The 15,605-nt window shown below is 61.5% G+C and carries 15 protein-coding genes; 8 read left to right on the top strand and 7 right to left on the bottom strand.

Features of this window, described 5'->3' with window-relative positions:
- Nucleotides 1–12 precede the first annotated feature (12 nt).
- Genes phnG through phnN form a run of 7 tightly spaced genes read left to right on the top strand, consistent with a single transcriptional unit; the run spans nucleotide 13 to nucleotide 4,973 of the window.
- Nucleotides 13–456, top strand: a complete 444-nt coding sequence (phnG, locus tag NNA36_RS12585) for a phosphonate C-P lyase system protein PhnG (protein ID WP_255107495.1) — start codon at nucleotides 13–15, stop codon at nucleotides 454–456.
- Nucleotides 456–1,022: a phosphonate C-P lyase system protein PhnH gene (gene phnH / locus NNA36_RS12580; RefSeq protein ID WP_255107493.1), complete on the top strand. Its 567-nt coding sequence runs from the start codon at nucleotides 456–458 to the stop codon at nucleotides 1,020–1,022. The genes phnG and phnH overlap by 1 nt, the downstream gene beginning before the upstream one ends.
- Nucleotides 1,022–2,107 (top strand): carbon-phosphorus lyase complex subunit PhnI, encoded by a 1,086-nt coding sequence (locus tag NNA36_RS12575; protein WP_255107491.1) that lies wholly within the window; start codon nucleotides 1,022–1,024, stop codon nucleotides 2,105–2,107. Before phnH ends, NNA36_RS12575 begins: the two co-directional genes overlap by 1 nt.
- Nucleotides 2,104–2,973, top strand: coding sequence for an alpha-D-ribose 1-methylphosphonate 5-phosphate C-P-lyase PhnJ (locus NNA36_RS12570; protein WP_255107490.1), 870 nt, complete (start codon nucleotides 2,104–2,106; stop codon nucleotides 2,971–2,973). The genes NNA36_RS12575 and NNA36_RS12570 overlap by 4 nt, the downstream gene beginning before the upstream one ends.
- Entirely contained in the window at nucleotides 2,970–3,740 is a 771-nt protein-coding gene (gene phnK, locus NNA36_RS12565) for a phosphonate C-P lyase system protein PhnK (protein ID WP_255107488.1), read from the top strand. Before NNA36_RS12570 ends, phnK begins: the two co-directional genes overlap by 4 nt.
- Before the next feature lie 10 nt (nucleotides 3,741–3,750).
- The gene (gene phnL, locus NNA36_RS12560; RefSeq protein WP_255107487.1) at nucleotides 3,751–4,431 is read left to right on the top strand and encodes a phosphonate C-P lyase system protein PhnL; all 681 of its coding nucleotides are present in this window, start codon (nucleotides 3,751–3,753) and stop codon (nucleotides 4,429–4,431) included.
- A complete protein-coding gene (gene phnN, locus NNA36_RS12555; RefSeq protein ID WP_255107485.1) occupies nucleotides 4,431–4,973 on the top strand; it encodes a phosphonate metabolism protein/1,5-bisphosphokinase (PRPP-forming) PhnN in 543 nt (180 codons plus the stop codon). The genes phnL and phnN overlap by 1 nt, the downstream gene beginning before the upstream one ends.
- Here the strand turns inward: phnN and NNA36_RS12550 are convergent.
- On the bottom strand, nucleotides 4,955–5,653 hold the full coding sequence (locus NNA36_RS12550) for a DUF1045 domain-containing protein (RefSeq protein ID WP_369681663.1): 699 nt from the start codon (nucleotides 5,651–5,653) through the stop codon (nucleotides 4,955–4,957). The two genes, phnN and NNA36_RS12550, sit on opposite strands and share 19 nt — an antisense overlap.
- A gap of 49 nt (nucleotides 5,654–5,702) precedes the next feature.
- Here NNA36_RS12550 and NNA36_RS12545 point away from each other — a divergent pair, with 49 nt between their 5' ends.
- Nucleotides 5,703–6,848 carry an alpha-D-ribose 1-methylphosphonate 5-triphosphate diphosphatase gene (locus NNA36_RS12545; protein WP_255107481.1) on the top strand — a complete coding sequence of 382 codons (1,146 nt, stop codon included), beginning with the start codon at nucleotides 5,703–5,705 and terminating at the stop codon, nucleotides 6,846–6,848.
- Between the two features lie 31 nt (nucleotides 6,849–6,879).
- On the opposite strand, the gene NNA36_RS12540 is transcribed toward NNA36_RS12545, so the two are convergent.
- From NNA36_RS12540 to NNA36_RS12515, 6 genes are read right to left on the bottom strand one after another with little or no spacing between them, the layout of a single operon-like run.
- Nucleotides 6,880–9,543 (bottom strand): nitrate reductase, encoded by a 2,664-nt coding sequence (locus tag NNA36_RS12540; protein WP_255107861.1) that lies wholly within the window; start codon nucleotides 9,541–9,543, stop codon nucleotides 6,880–6,882.
- The gene (nirD, locus tag NNA36_RS12535) at nucleotides 9,543–9,875 is read right to left on the bottom strand and encodes a nitrite reductase small subunit NirD (RefSeq protein WP_255107479.1); all 333 of its coding nucleotides are present in this window, start codon (nucleotides 9,873–9,875) and stop codon (nucleotides 9,543–9,545) included. Before nirD ends, NNA36_RS12540 begins: the two co-directional genes overlap by 1 nt.
- Nucleotides 9,872–12,319: a nitrite reductase large subunit NirB gene (gene nirB, locus NNA36_RS12530; protein WP_255107477.1), complete on the bottom strand. Its 2,448-nt coding sequence runs from the start codon at nucleotides 12,317–12,319 to the stop codon at nucleotides 9,872–9,874. The genes nirD and nirB overlap by 4 nt, the downstream gene beginning before the upstream one ends.
- A 2-nt stretch (nucleotides 12,320–12,321) precedes the next feature.
- Nucleotides 12,322–12,741: a globin family protein gene (locus tag NNA36_RS12525; protein WP_255107475.1), complete on the bottom strand. Its 420-nt coding sequence runs from the start codon at nucleotides 12,739–12,741 to the stop codon at nucleotides 12,322–12,324.
- Between the two features lie 5 nt (nucleotides 12,742–12,746).
- Entirely contained in the window at nucleotides 12,747–14,435 is a 1,689-nt protein-coding gene (locus tag NNA36_RS12520; protein ID WP_255107473.1) for an ABC transporter ATP-binding protein, read from the bottom strand.
- Between the two features lie 5 nt (nucleotides 14,436–14,440).
- Nucleotides 14,441–15,514 (bottom strand): ABC transporter permease, encoded by a 1,074-nt coding sequence (locus tag NNA36_RS12515; RefSeq protein ID WP_255107471.1) that lies wholly within the window; start codon nucleotides 15,512–15,514, stop codon nucleotides 14,441–14,443.
- Nucleotides 15,515–15,605 lie beyond the last annotated feature (91 nt).

Raw genomic sequence — 15,605 nt, 5'->3', positions numbered from 1 at the left:
CAAGGTGTCTAGATGGCCGCAGAAACAAATCGTCGCGCATGGATGAGCCTCTTGGCCAAAGCGCCTGCTGAACGGCTCAGGGTGTTGTGGGATGCGCAATCCTTTGCGCCGGAATTCAATTGGCTTCGTGCGCCGGAAATCGGCGCGACCATGGTGCGCGGGCGTACCGGTGGGACCGGGGCGCCCTTCAATCTCGGAGAAATGACCGTGACCCGGTGTTCGCTGCAGCTTGCCAGTGGCGAGGTTGGGCATGGCTATGTGCAGGGCCGTGACAAGGACAAGGCGAAGCTTGCCGCGTTGGTGGATGCGTTGATGCAGGGGGACAAGGCGGACGTCGTGAAGGCGACGGTGCTGGAGCCTCTGGAGAAAGCCATGCTGGACGCCAGGGAAACGCGCGCAGCCAAGGCCGCGGCCACCAAGGTTGATTTCTTCACGATGGTACGGGGGGAAGACTGATGAACGCCGATGTACTGAAAGGCGGCTTTGCCAATGCGCCGGTGGATTCGGCCCATGCTTTTCGCGTGCTGATGAACGTGATGGCACGGCCGGGCACGATCGAGGATTTGGCGGGAGCCGTGCCGCCCGCGCCGCTGTCCGTGGCGGCGGGGGTTCTGATCCTCACGTTGTGTGATCCCGAAACGCCCGTTGCCCTGTGTGGTGCCGTGGATTGCGCGGCAGTACGTGACTGGATTTCCTTCCACGTCGGCGCGCCGGTTGTGGCGCCGGAACGGGCGATGTTCGCGGTTGGGCGCTGGGACGATCTGGGTGTGCTGGACCGGTTTGCAATCGGCACGCCGGAATATCCGGACCGCTCGGCCACCCTGATTGTCGAGATGGAGACTTTGGAGGCCAAAGGCGCGACGCTGAGCGGGCCGGGCATCAAGGAGACAGCCACGCTGTCTTTGCCCGACGTGGCCGTGTTCCAGAAGAATGCGATGCTGTTTCCGCTGGGGCTTGATTTCTACTTTACCGAAGGCAGCCGCGTTGCCGCGCTGCCCCGCACAACAAAGGTGGTTGCCTGATGTATGTTGCCGTGAAAGGTGGCGAGCGCGCCATTGACAATGCGCATGCCTGGCTGGCCGAGGAACGCCGTGGCAGTCTGGATGTGGCGGAGCTTTCGATTGCCCAGATCCGCGAGCAGCTGGCGTTGGCCGTGAACCGCGTGATGGCGGAAGGGTCGTTGTATGATCCCGATCTTGCGGCCCTTGCGATCAAGCAGGCGCGTGGGGACATGATCGAGGCGATTTTCCTGATCCGGGCCTATCGCACGACCCTGCCGCGGTTTGGCTATTCCAATCCGATTGATACCGCCGACATGGCCTGTGATCGCCGGATCTCCGCGACTTTCAAGGACGCGCCGGGGGGGCAGGTTCTTGGGCCGACCTTCGACTATACCCACCGTCTTTTGGATTTTGCATTGGCGGCGGAAGGCGAGGTGCCCGAAGCGCCGCAGGGTCAGGCGCGTACGGAACCGACGCCGCATATCACCGGGTTCCTGAACCGCGAAGGCCTGATCCAGACCGAAGACGAAAACGATGACGTGCCGGGCGACCTGACCCGTGAACCGCTGGAGCTGCCGGCTGATCGCGCCTTGCGCCTTCAGTCGCTGACGCGTGGGGACGAGGGGTTTGTGCTGGGCATGGCCTATTCGACCCAGCGTGGCTATGCCCGCAACCACGCCTTTGTCGGCGAATTGCGCATCGGCAAGGTCGAGGTCGAGATGGATATTCCCGAGTTGGGCTTTGCCATCGACATCGGCGAGATCGAGGTCACGGAATGCGAGACGGTGAACCAGTTTGCCGGCTCCAAGACCGAGCCGCCGCAATTCACGCGCGGCTATGGGCTTGTGTTCGGCCAGTCCGAGCGCAAGTCGATTTCGATGGCCCTGGTTGACCGGGCGCTTCGCTGGAAAGAGTTGGGCGAGGACAATATGGGCGCGCCCGCGCAGGACGAAGAGTTCGTTCTGTATCACTCGGACAATATCCAGGCGACGGGCTTTCTCGAGCACATCAAGCTGCCACACTACGTGGATTTCCAGTCTGAACTTGAACTGATCCGCAAGCTGCGTCGCGAGGCGATGGGCGAAGTACAGGAGGCTGCGGAATGAGCGACTATAACTTTGCCTATCTGGATGAGCAGACCAAGCGGATGATCCGTCGCGCCATCCTCAAGGGGTTGGCCATTCCCGGCTATCAGGTGCCGTTTGCCAGCCGCGAGATGCCGATGCCCTATGGATGGGGAACGGGCGGCGTGCAGGTGTCGGCGGCAACACTGACGCCCGATGATACGATGAAGGTGATTGATCAGGGGGCCGATGACACGACGAATGCCGTTTCGATCCGCAAGTTCTTTGAAAAGACCGCCGGAGTTGCGACGACCGAGGAAACGGCCGAGGCAAGCGTGATCCAGACCCGTCACCGCATTCCGGAAGAGCCGCTGCGCGAAGACCAGATCCTCGTGTACCAGGTGCCGATCCCGGAACCCTTGCGGTTTCTTGAGCCGTCCGAGGTGGAGACCCGCAAGATGCACAGCCTTGAGGAATATGGGCTGATGCATGTGAAGCTTTACGAGGACATCAGCCGCCACGGCGCGATTGCGACTTCTTATGCCTATCCGGTGAAAGTGGAGGGGCGTTACGTGATGGACCCGTCGCCCATCCCGAAGTTTGACAATCCAAAGATGGAAATGGCGGCCATTCAGCTGTTCGGCGCGGGGCGGGAGCAGCGCATCTATGCGGTGCCGCCCTATACGCAAGTCGTCAGCCTTGATTTCGATGACTATCCCTTCGAAGCCACCAAGGCCGATGCGGCCTGTGATCTGTGTGGGGCTGAGGACAGCTATCTTGACGAAGTGATCATGGATGACGCGGGCGGGCGCATGTTTGTCTGCTCTGACACGGATTACTGCTGTTCGCGCCGCAAGGCCGGGTTCGTGGGCGCAAAAGGTACAGCCTTTGAGGAGGACGCAGCATGACACCGCTGCTCAAGGTTCAGAATATCGCAAAGTTCTATGGCGGGCGGATTGGCTGCACCGATGTGAGCTTTGATCTCTATCCCGGCGAAGTCATGGGCATCGTGGGCGAGAGCGGGTCAGGCAAGTCGACCCTGCTTAACTGTCTGGCGGGGCATCTCGCGCCGGATCGCGGCGAGGTTTTGTTCGAGACCCGCAGTGAGGGCATGAAAGACACTGTCACCATGTCCGAGCCGGAGCGGCGGATGCTGTCGCGCACCGATTGGGCCTTTGTGCATCAACATGCACGCGACGGCCTACGCATGAACGTGTCCGCCGGTGGCAACGTGGGCGAGCGGCTTATGGCGGTTGGGGCACGTCACTATGGCGATATCCGGGACCAGGCGATCGACTGGCTGGGGCGGGTCGAGATCAACGAAAGCCGTGTCGATGACCGCCCGACACAGTTCTCGGGCGGGATGCAGCAGCGGTTGCAGATTGCCCGCAACCTTGTGACGGGGCCGCGTCTTGTGTTCATGGACGAGCCGACCGGCGGACTGGATGTTTCCGTGCAGGCGCGCCTCTTGGATCTTTTACGCGGGTTGGTGCGCGAAATGGGGCTGAGCGCGATTATCGTGACCCACGATCTGGCGGTTGTGCGTCTTCTTGCGGACAGGTTGATGGTGATGAAGGACGGTCACGTGGTTGAAACCGGCCTGACTGATCAGGTTCTGGATGATCCGCAACACGCCTATACACAGCTGCTTGTCAGCTCGGTTCTGCAAGTCTGAGGGTGAGATCATGATTGAAATTACCAATCTTTCCAAAACGTTCACCCTGCACAATCAGGGCGGTGTGGTGATCCCGGTGATGCAGGGGGCAAACCTTAGTGTGGCACGCGGGCAATGCGTGGCGCTGACGGGGGCTTCGGGGGCCGGCAAGTCGACCCTGATGCGGATGATCTATGGGAACTATCTGGCGGCGTCGGGCAGCATCCTTGTGGATGGTGTGGACGTCACCAAGGCCGAGCCGCGAGAGATCCTGCAATTGCGGCGCGAAACGCTTGGTTATGTCAGCCAGTTTCTGCGGGTGGTGCCGCGCGTGGCGACCATTGATGTGGTGGCCGAGCCGCTTTTGGCGGTGGGCGTGGATGGGGATGCTGCAAGAGCGCGGGCGCGTGACCTTCTGAGCCGTTTGCGTATCCCCGAACGCCTGTGGTCGTTGAGCCCGACGTCGTTTTCCGGTGGGGAACAGCAGCGGGTGAACATCGCACGCGGGTTCGCGCACGAATATCCCGCGATGCTTTTGGACGAGCCCACGGCGAGCCTTGATGCGGCCAATCGCGAAACTGTTCTGACGCTGATTGAGGAAGCCAAGGCGCGGGGGGCTGCGATCGTTGGTATCTTCCACGACGAAGCCGCACGTGACCGTGTGTGCGACCGCGAGATCGACGTGTCGGTCTATACGCCGCAGGCCGCCTGATGACGGCGCGCCTGATAGCGGTGGTCGGCCCTTCCGGGGTGGGCAAGGACACGGTGATGGAAGCCGTGGCCAACGCCGTGCCCGGAGTGTCCTTAGTGCGCCGCGTGATCACGCGACCAAGCCAGGCCGGCGGTGAAGACTTTGACGGTGTCAGCCGGGAAGAGTTTGACCGCCGAGTGGCCTCTGGCGCTTTCTGTCTGTGGTGGGATGCGCATGGCCTGTCCTATGGCATCCCGCGCCGCGAAGTTGAGGGCAAGCCGGATGGCAGTGTCGCGCTCGTGAACCTGTCACGCGCCGTTCTGGACAGCGCGCGGGAGACGTTTGAAGGGTTCCGTGTATTGTCCTTGATCGCGTCGCCCGAAACGCTTGCCGCGCGGCTTGGCGCACGCGGCAGAGAGAGCGCGGAAGACATCGCGCGTCGTCTTGAGAGGGCAGGGCTCAACCGTCCCGAAGGGGACGACGTGATCGAGGTTTGGAATGATGGCGCTCTGGAAGATACCGTCGCCACCATCCTTGCTGCGCTTTACCCGGAGAGGGTGTAGCGGTGGATTTCGTGAAACATCCCATTCTCGTCTTCGCCAACCAGCGTGAGATCGCCAACCGTGAAGGGCGTGGGCAGACAAGCCGCGACATGGGGGGCAAGGATGGCTTTTGTCGTCTCGGCATCCTTGCGTCCCAAACGGCCGGTGAGGGTGATGTGAAAGCGGAATTCGTCCATCACGTAAGGATAGCCCCATTGCATCAGGAGGTCTTCCTGTCGGGGCGAGAGGTTGGCCTTGCGGCGGCGTTCAAGTTCGGCCTCGGACGGGCTTGCGCGGAAGGCGTCAAGCTGTTGCACCACGGACCCCGCGAGATTGGCCAGCGGGGTTTGATCGCCCTTGATCGTCAGCGCCAGGAAACCGCCGAGGCGCGTGAGTTCAAGGCCGTCAAGAGACACGGCTGGCAATTGCGCGGCGAGGTCGGAGAACGCCGCCTTGAGCCCGTCTTCGGTCGTGCCTTCGGCCAGTCTGAATGGGGGTTTGATCGTCCCGTGAAGACCATATTTGCGCGGCGTGGCCGTTATCTCGGAGATTGGGGCGGGCAGCCCGGCAATCTCGGGATGCGGCACGGCGCAACCCGTTTCAATGTCCCAGCCCAACCATTGCGCGCCAAAAGTGGCAAGCGCGCCATTGGGGGGCGTGTAATAGATAGCGTATCTGCTAAATTGCGGCTTATCGTGCACCGGGGCCTCCATTGTTTACCCGCCACTGCCAAAACAGCGTAACATCCTGATGACACAAGACATGATCCTCGCCAATGCCACTTTGGTTCTGCCTGATGAGACCATACGGGGCAGTATTGTTGTTAAGGACGGCATGATTGCTGCGGTCGATAGCGGCACTGCGGTGCCCGCCGGCGCGGAAGACTGCGAAGGCGATTTCATCGCACCCGGTCTTATCGAACTGCATACCGACAACCTCGAGCGCCATATTCACCCGCGCCCCAAGGTTGACTGGCCACATCAGGCCGCGATCGTCGCACATGATGCGGAGCTGGCCAGTGTCGGTATCACCACAGTGTTCGATGCTATCCGGGTTGGGTCGATCATTTCCGATCCGAACAAGAAGTACGGCAAGTACGCGCGCCAGATGGCGAGCGAGATCCTGTCGATGCGCGAACATGGCGGGTTGAAGATCAGCCACCATCTGCATCTGCGGGCCGAGACCTGTTCGGAGACTTTGGTCGAAGAGCTGGCAGAGTTTGGGCCTGAGGATCGTGTTGGCATTGTGAGCCTGATGGACCACACGCCGGGGCAGCGTCAGTTCACGGACATGTCCAAGTTCGAATCCTACATTCGTGGTAAATACGCGATGCCTGCTGACGGGTTTTCAGAGTATTGCGATTTCCTGTTCGGTCTGCGCGAGACGCTTGGCGAAAAACACGAGAAGGCGACGGTGGATGCAGCCAAGCGGTTTGGCGCGGTCCTGGCAAGCCATGATGACACCACCTCGGAGCAGGTGGCGGTTTCAGCAAGCTATGGCATCCATTTGGCAGAGTTCCCGACCACGGTTGAGGCGGCGAAAGCATGTCGCGAGAACCAGATCGCCAATATCATGGGTGGACCCAACCTTGTGCGGGGCGGTTCGCATTCGGGGAACGTGGCGGCGATTGATCTGGCAGACCTCGACCTGCTCGACATTATTTCGTCGGACTATGTGCCTGCCTCGCTTTTGTTGAGCGCGGTTCAGCTGGGGCAGCATTGGGGCGATATGGCCAAGGGGCTGGCGACGGTGACGGCGACGCCCGCGAAGATGACCGAATTGCATGATCGGGGGCGTCTGGAAGTCGGGATGCAGGGGGACTTGATCCGCTTCCGGCTGACCGAGGGCGTTCCGGCGCTGCGTGCGGTCTGGAGCAAGGGCAACCGTGTGGCGTGATGACAAGCCCAGCCAAAGGGCGGGGCGTGTTTTATTCCGCGGCGATCTTGGCGTGTGCCGCCTGTAGAATGGCCGCAAGTTCTGGGCGGCAGGAGCCGCAATTCGACCCTGCTTCCAAAGCGATACCAATCTGTTCGACCGTCATCAGGTTCTGCGCGGTGATGGCCTCGGTGATGGTGTTGATGCCGACGTTGAAACAGGCGCAGACGGTTGCCCCGGGGTCGGGCTGATCGGCACCGGGGAACCCTGCAAGGACGGCGGTGTCCGCATCACCCAATCGGCCGGAAACCCAGCTGCGCGCCACGGAGACCGGGGTTGGCGACGCGAAAAGGGCGCCGACCAGTTGGCCATCCTGATGGACGGCGACGCGGGCCGTGCCCTTGTTCGGGTCGATCACGCTGGAGACTTCGGCATCCGTGGCGGCGAACAGGGATCGCGCATAGGCCTCCCAGTCGTCGGGGATGGTGTTGTCGGCCAGTTCCGTGCGCCAGCCGCCGGAATGGCGGGCTTTGGCCCAGTAGGTGGTGTCGGGGTCGATCGACTGCGCCGAGATTGCGAACCCATACCAGGCCGGGTTCAGCGGTTCGATTTCCACGCGCGCCGCCTTGGAATCGGGCTGGCCCGAGATGGCATCGGTCTGGTTGTTCACGAGGCTGCTGATGCGTCCGTTGCCGGTGTATTCCGACGTCCAGTGGATCGGTGCGAAAACGCTGCCCTGTTGTACGCGGTCCGTGACCAGCACACGCAGGATGGCCGAACCCTGGGGGGAAGAGGCACGGGCGAGCGAGGCTGGCGTCAGGCCGATGGCCACCGCGTCTTGTGGATGTACCTCGAGGAAGGGTTCGCCCATGTGGCTGTTCAGGCGCGGCGACTTGGCCGTGCGGGTCATGGTGTGCCACTGGTCGCGGATGCGGCCTGTGTTGAGACGGAAGGTGTCGGGGGTTTCGGGAGCAGCCTCGGATTGCGAGACCGCCAGCATGTTGGCGCGTCCGGAGGGGGTGAAGAACTTGCCGTCCCTGAACATACGCGTGCTTTGGCTGTCTTTGGTGGGGATGGGCCAGCGCGTAGGCGCGAACAGCGCGTAGTCTTTGTCGCTCAGATCGCTTAGTCCCGAGATATCAAAATCACGTCCGTGGCCAGCGGCCAGACCGGAAAGCGCCGCGTATTCGCGGAAAATTTCTGCCGGGGTTTCGTAGGCGAAGGCATCCGCCCACCCCATGCGGCGGGCCACGTCGCTGATGATGTCCCAGTCGTGGCGGGAGTCTCCGACCGGCGCGGTGATCGGGCGCTGGCGCGAGATCATGCGTTCCGAATTTGTGACGGTGCCATCCTTTTCCCCCCAGCCGGTCGCGGGAAGCACCACATCGGCAAGGCGGGCGGTGTCGGTTGTGTTCGAGAGGTCGGAAACCACGACGAAATCGCATCCGTCGATGGCATCGCGCACGGCATCGGCATCGGGCATGGACACCGCGGGGTTGGTGCACATGACCCAAAGCGCCTTGATGTCTCCGCGCCCGACGGCTTCGAAGAGATCGACAGCTTTCAGACCTGCGGCCTCAGGCATGGCGGGGGCATCCCAGAAATCACGCACGGTCATGCGATGGGCCGGGTTTTCAATGTCGAGGTGGCAGGCAAGCATGTTGGCCAGACCGCCCACTTCGCGCCCGCCCATGGCGTTGGGCTGGCCGGTTACGCTGAACGGTCCCATGCCGGGCTTGCCGATGCGGCCGGTGGCCAGGTGGCAGTTCAGGATCGCGTTGACCTTGTCGGTCCCCTGCGAAGACTGGTTTACGCCCTGGCTGAAGATCGTAACGGTTTTTTCGGAACCGATCCAAAGGCTCAGGAAGCGCGTGATGTCTTCGTGACGCAGGCCAGTGACCGATACGGAATCCGAACTTGCGGCGTTGAGAGCGTCTTCGAAACCGGTGACGTGGTTGGCAATGAATTCGCTGTCGAGGGCGCCTTGCTGGTGGATTTCAGACAGCAGGTGATTGAAGAGCGCGACATCGGTGCCGGGGGTGATGGGAAGGTGCAGATCGGCGATGTCGCAGGTTGCGGTGCGACGTGGGTCGATGTTGATGACCTTCATCGATGGGCGCGCCTTTTTGGCGGCGACAATGCGTTGATAGAGCACCGGGTGACACCAGGCGAGGTTGGACCCGACAAGCGTGATCAGGTCGGCCTGTTCGAGATCTTCATAGATGCCGGGAACGGTATCGGTGCCGAAGGCGCGTTTGTGGCCAGCAACTGTCGAGGCCATGCAGAGACGTGAATTGGTGTCGATGTTCGCCGAACCGATGAAGCCTTTCATCAGCTTGTTGGCGACATAGTAGTCTTCGGTCAGGAGTTGTCCGGAGACGTAGAACGCGACGCTGTCGGGACCGTGTTTGGCGATGGTGTCCTTGAACCGGTGGGCGACAAGATCAAGCGCGCTGTCCCAGTCGGTGCTTTGCCCATCCACTTGCGGTGCAAGGAGACGGCCGTCGGGTGACAGAGTCTCTCCGAGAGCCGAGCCCTTTGAGCAGAGACGGCCCAGATTGGCAGGGTGTGCAGGGTCGCCCTTGATCTTGGGGTCGCCGGCATCGGATCGGGATGCCAGAACCCCGCAACCCACGCCACAATAGGGGCAGGTGGTGCAGACCGTTGTGCCAGCAGTAATGTCCGAAACGGCGGCGGGAAAGTCTGCACCGTCCATCATGCGGCGGCCCGGTTGGACAGTTGCGAAACGTCCAGAAGGATACGACCGTCAACAACGCGGGCAGCGTAGGTGTCGATCTGGCCTTCGTCCGCACCCTGTGCTTCGCCGGTTTCAAGGCTGAAGACCCAGTTGTGCAGTGGGCAGGTGACCTTGCGGTCGTGGACGATGCCCTCGGAAAGCGGGCCGCCCTTGTGGGGGCAGCGGTCCGCTGTTGCAAAGACTTCGTTTTCTGCTGTCCGGAACACGGCGACGCAGCCAACCTTGGTTTTCACGATGCGGGCACCGCGTTCGGGGATGTCGTTGATGCTTCCGATGTCGAGCCAGGTCATTCTGCGGCCTCCAGTGTCAGATCAGCCAGCGGCGCATAGGTCGCGGCCTTTTGGGGTTGTGCGTGTTCGGCCCATGGGTCGGTGCGATAGACGCTTTGCGAGAGTTCGAAGCGGGCGATGAGCGCCTTGCGGTTCTCGAGGTCGTCAACCACCTGTTCCTTGCACCAATCAAGGCCGACCTTGGCGACCCATTTGAACACGCGGTCGAGGTACTTGGCCTGCTCGCGGTAGAGTTGGGTAAAGGCCGTGATGATCTCGATCGCTTCTTCCTCGGTGTCGACCTTGGTCAGAGCCTCGGTTTCCTTGACCTCCATGCCGGCCGCGCCAGCCACAGAGATTTCGTAGCCCGAGTCGACGCAGATGACGCCGATGTCCTTGCAGGTGGCTTCGGCGCAGTTGCGCGGGCAGCCGGAGACGCCGAGCTTGAGTTTGTGCGGTGTCCAGGACCCCCAGAGTTCCTTTTCCAGCTTAATGCCGAGGCCGGTGGAATCCTGCGTGGCGACGCGACAATGGTCGGTTCCGACGCAGGTTTTCACGGTACGAAGGCCCTTGGAGTAGGCGTGTCCCGAAACCATGCCCGCCTGGTTGAGGTCATACCAGATTGCCGGGAGGTCTTCTTTGCGCACGCCGAGAAGGTCGATGCGCTGGCCACCCGTTACCTTGACCGTTGGCACGTTATACTTGTCCGCAGCATCGGCAATGGCACGCAGTTCGTCCGGCGTGGTGACGCCGCCCCACATGCGGGGCACAACGGAATAGGTGCCGTCTTTCTGGATGTTGGCGTGGTTGCGTTCGTTCACGAAGCGCGATTGCGGATCGTCCTGGTATTCCACGGGCCAGTCGGCGAGCAGGTAGTAATTGATCGCCGGACGGCAGACATGACAGCCATTGGGCGTGGACCAGCCCAGTTCCTGCCAGACCGCGGCCTGCGACTTGAGTTCCTGCGACTTGATCAGGCGGCGCACATCTTCGTGGCTGAGATCGGTGCAGCCGCAGACGGATTGAGCCGCGGGGATAACGAAATCATCGCCAAGCGTGGAGGCAAGCACCTGTTCCACGAGACCGGTGCAGGTGCCGCAAGATCCGCTGGCCTTGGTTTGGGCACGAACGTCTTCGAGGGTGGTGGCACCGCCATTGATGGCGTCAACGATCTGACCTTTGCATACGCCGTTGCAGCCGCAGATTTCTGCGTCAGCCGGTAAGGCTGCAACGGCCGCCATAGGGTCCACGGCGGCTCCCCCTTGGTAGGCAGGGCCAAAGATCAGGGTGTCACGCATGTCCGAAACATCGGTGCCATCCTTGATGAGACCGAAGAACCAGCTGCCGTCAGCGGTGTCGCCGTACATCACGGCACCGATCAGCCGGTCGTTTTCAAGGACCAAGCGCTTGTAGACACCGCGGGCGGGATCACGGAAGACGATGTCTTCGCGGCCTTCGGCATCGGCAAAGTCGCCTGCGCTGAAGAGGTCACATCCCGTTACCTTGAGCTTGGTGGAGACCTCCTTGTTCACGAAGGCGGCGTCTTCCTGCATGAGGGTCTTGGCGATGACCTTGGCCTGATCATAGAGCGGGGCGACGAGGCCGAAGATGGCACCGTTGTGCTCCACGCATTCCCCAACAGCGAGGATGTCGGGATCAGAGGTGACCATCTGGTCGTTGACGAGGATACCCTTGTCCGTGTCCAGACCGACCGCCTGGGCCAGCGCGACATTGGGGCGGATGCCTACGGCCATGACCAGAAGGTCACAGGGCAATTCGGTGCCGTCATCCAGCAGCAACGCCTTGACCTTGCCATCCTCGCCAAGGATTTCCTTGGAGTTGGCCGAGCACATCACGGTGATGCCCTTGTCGACCAGCGCCTTGCGCAGCAGGTATCCGGCGGCTTCGTCCAGTTGGCGCTCCATCAGGTGGCCCATGATGTGCACGACAGTGACCTCGACCCCGCGCGCTTTCAGACCGGCGGCGGCTTCAAGCCCGAGAAGGCCGCCGCCGATCACCACGGCGCGGGCGCCGGGCTGCTCGGAAAGGGCGATCATGCGGTTGGTGTCTTCCAGATCGCGGTAGGCGATGACCCCGTCGAGATCATGTCCGGGAAGCGGGATGATGAACGGGTTCGAGCCGGTGCCGAACATCAGCTTGTCATAGGCCAGTACGTCGCCGTTTTCCGCGGTGACGGTCTTTGCCTGACGGTCGATCGACACGATACGCTCGCCGAACCGGCAGGTGACGCCGTTTTCCTCGTACCACTCGGCGGTATGGGTGACGATCTCTTCGAAGGTCTTCTCGCCGGAGAGGACGGGCGACAGCATTATGCGGTTGTAGTTGCCGCGCGGTTCCGCGTTGAACAGGGTGACGTCGTAGGCGTCAGGTGCCTGTTCGAGAAGGTGCTCCAGTGCACGGCCCGAGGCCATGCCAGCACCAATGATGATCAGTTTCTTTTTCATGATTACTCCGCTGCCGTCTTGTAGGCGGCACTTGTCATCACGCCTGCAAGGGTCGTGTAGGCGGTTGTCCAGGCGGCTTCGGTTTCAGCGTCGAAATCGTCGCCCAGCCCGGTTTTGAGCGTGTAGAGCAACGCTGCTCCCACGGGTTCATAGTCTTCAGCTTTCACACCGTATTCGACATGTTTGATCGCCAGTTGCTCGGCAACGGGGACGATCTTGTCCAGATCGCGCAGGCCATTCACGACCACGCCAAGGGTGGTCATCAGCTTCATGCCCTGTTCGTCTATGTCACCCGTGAAATAGGGCTTCACATTCGGGGCGATCTCGAACAGGCGCGCATAGAAAATCTCTGCTGCTTGTGCTGTGATCGGGGCGACCTTTTTGAAGCTGTCCTGGACCAATGCGATCTGGGTTTCTTCCATGTGTCTTACTCCGCTGCGATAGCTTTGCTTTCGGCCTTTGGCTTGGGCTTGGCGCCGTGTTCATATTCCTCGAGGAAGTCGAGCACTTCCTGGCGGAATTCGTAGTAGTCGGGGTGTTGCAGTAGGGCCTTGCGGCTGCGCGGACGCGGCAGGTCAACATCGACGATCTTGCCGATCGTGGCCTGCGGGCCGTTGGTCATCATGACAACGCGGTCAGCCAGAAGGATGGCTTCGTCGACGTCGTGCGTGACGCAGATCGCGGTTACCTTGGTGCGGTCCCAGACTTCCATCAGAACTTCCTGCAACTCCCAGCGGGTGAGGCTGTCGAGCATGCCGAAGGGTTCGTCCAGCAAGAGCAGTTTGGGGGAAAGGGCAAAGGCGCGGGCGATGCCGACACGTTGCTTCATGCCGTTCGACATGGAGTGCGCGGGGCGGTCCATTGCGTCACCCAAGCCAACGCGTTCGAGGTAGTATTCTACCACGTCCTGACGCTCTGCCTGGCTGGCGCGGGGATAGACCTTGTCGACGCCAATCGCCACGTTTTCCTTGGCGGTGAGCCAGGGAAAGAGGTTAGGCGACTGGAAGACAACCGCACGTTCCGGATCAGCCCCGACAACGCCGCGACCATCAAGATTGATCACGCCTTTGGAAATCTCGTTCAATCCGGCGGCCATCGTGAGAACCGTCGATTTGCCGCAACCCGAGTGACCGATCAGCGAGATGAACTCGCCTTTTTCGAGCTTGAGATCGAAGTCTTCGACAACGGTCAGCGGGCCCTTCGGGGTCGGGTAGATCTTGTGCAGTTTCGAGAACTCGAGGTACTTGTCGGTCCGCGTGCTTTCCTTGGCCTTCACGTCGGCCTGGGCCTTGGGAAGGTTGTGGATGGCGGTGACATTGGGCAGTTCCTTGGTCACGTCGGCCTTGGCCTCGATCCCCACGTCCATCAGGTACTTGGTGATGTCGGCGCGCAGTTGCTTGAAGCCGTCGTGGTGGTTCATTTCCATCCGGTCGCGCGGGCGGGGAATGGACACGCGGAACTCTTCGCCCAGGGTGCCGTCCGGGTTCAGGGCGATGATGCGGTCGGCAAGGATGATGGCCTCGTCCACGTCATTGGTGATGAGAACGCAGGTTTTCTTGTCGGCCTGCCAGATCGCTTCGATCTCGTCCGCGAGATTGGCGCGGGTCAGGGCGTCAAGCGCCGAGAGCGGCTCGTCCAGCAGCAGAACCTCGGGGTTCATGGCGAGTGCGCGGGCGACGTTCACGCGCTGGCGCATACCGCCCGACAGTTCGGCGGGGCGACGTGCGGTGGCGTGTGACAGGCCGACCATGTCGACGTAATGGGCAACCTTTTCGGCTTTCTCTGCCTTGGGCATGTTCGGGAAGACCGAGTCGAGCGCCAGGGAGACGTTGCCGTTGACCGTAAGCCAGGGCATGAGCGAGTAGCTCTGGAAGATGACACCGCGTTCCGGGCCGGGGCCAGTGATCGGTTGACCCTTGAAGGTCGCGGTGCCGGCAGAAGGCTGTTCGAGGCCTGCCATCAGGTTGATCAGCGTGGTTTTGCCGGTGCCGGAGAAGCCCAGCAGAACCAGGAATTCGCCTTCCTCGACTTCGAGATTGATGTTTTTCAGGACCTCGGTGCGGGCTGTGCCCTCACCGAAGCTTTTGCTGACGTTGTCGAATTTCAGAATGCTCATGTCGATCACCGGTTCGAGCTGAAGGTGAAGAGCGACTGGATGGCGTACATCAGGCGATCAAGCAGGAAGCCGATGATGCCGATGGTGAAGACGGCCACCATGATCTTGGCCAGCGAGCTGGACGAGCCGTTCTGGAATTCGTCCCAGACGAATTTGCCGAGACCGGGGTTCTGGGCCAGCATTTCGGCGGCGATCAGCACCATCCAGCCAACACCGAGCGACAGGCGCAGACCGGTGAAGATCAACGGCAGGGCGGAGGGCAGGACCAGCTTGGTGATCTTGGTCCAGGTGTTCATTTTCAGAACCTTGGAGACGTTCACCAGATCCTTGTCGATGGAGGCCACACCTAGGGAGGTGTTGATCAGGGTCGGCCAGAGCGAACACAGGGTCACGGTGATGGCCGAGTTCAGGAAGGATTTCGAGAACAGGCCGTCATCCACGGTGTAAGTCGCCGAGACAACCATCGTCACGATGGGCAGCCAGGCCAACGGGGAGACCGGTTTGAAGATCTGGATCAGGGGGTTGATGGCGGCGTTGGCGGTCAGGCTCAGACCTGCGAGGATGCCCAGCGGGATCGCGACAATCGAACCGATCAGGAAGCCGAAGAAGACGGTTTTGATCGAGGTCCAGATCTGATCGTAGTAGGACGGCGCGCCGGTGTAGGCGATGTTCTTGACCTTCTCGGGCTGGCCCTTCTCGATGTATTTCTGGTTGCGGGCTTCGAGGCGGTCATAGAATTTGGCCTCTTTCGCGGCCTTTGCCTGCGCGTCCTCGTGCAGGTTGACGGCTTCGGACCAGACCTGTGCCGGACCGGGAACCGCGCCGAGAGATGTTTGAACGGTGGGTGCGAGCGACCCCCACAGGAACAGGAAGGCACAGATCGCCAGCAGCGGAACTCCAAGCAGGCGCCAGATTTCCTTGACCTGGGCGCGCGGGTTGTCACCGGCGAGGGCTTTCAAAACGGGTGTGAGGAAGCTGAGGCCAAGGACCTGGAACCAGGTGTCGGCCTTGTTGATGCGGGTAAACAGACGGGCGCGGCGGGCTTCCCGTTCTGCGAAATCGGGATCTACGGTTGTCATGGGCTTGCTTTCTGTTGGGGGAGGCGCGGCTCCCGTCGCGGGGCGGGTCAGACCCGCTCGCTTGCCCTCCCCCTGTGAGGGGGAGGGAATT

Origin of the sequence: Shimia sp. CNT1-13L.2 (assembly GCF_024331145.1) — a bacterium.
GTDB lineage: Bacteria > Pseudomonadota > Alphaproteobacteria > Rhodobacterales > Rhodobacteraceae > Shimia.
The sequence above is the reverse complement of the archived record's forward strand: the minus strand, read 5'-3'. Positions and strand labels throughout refer to the sequence as shown.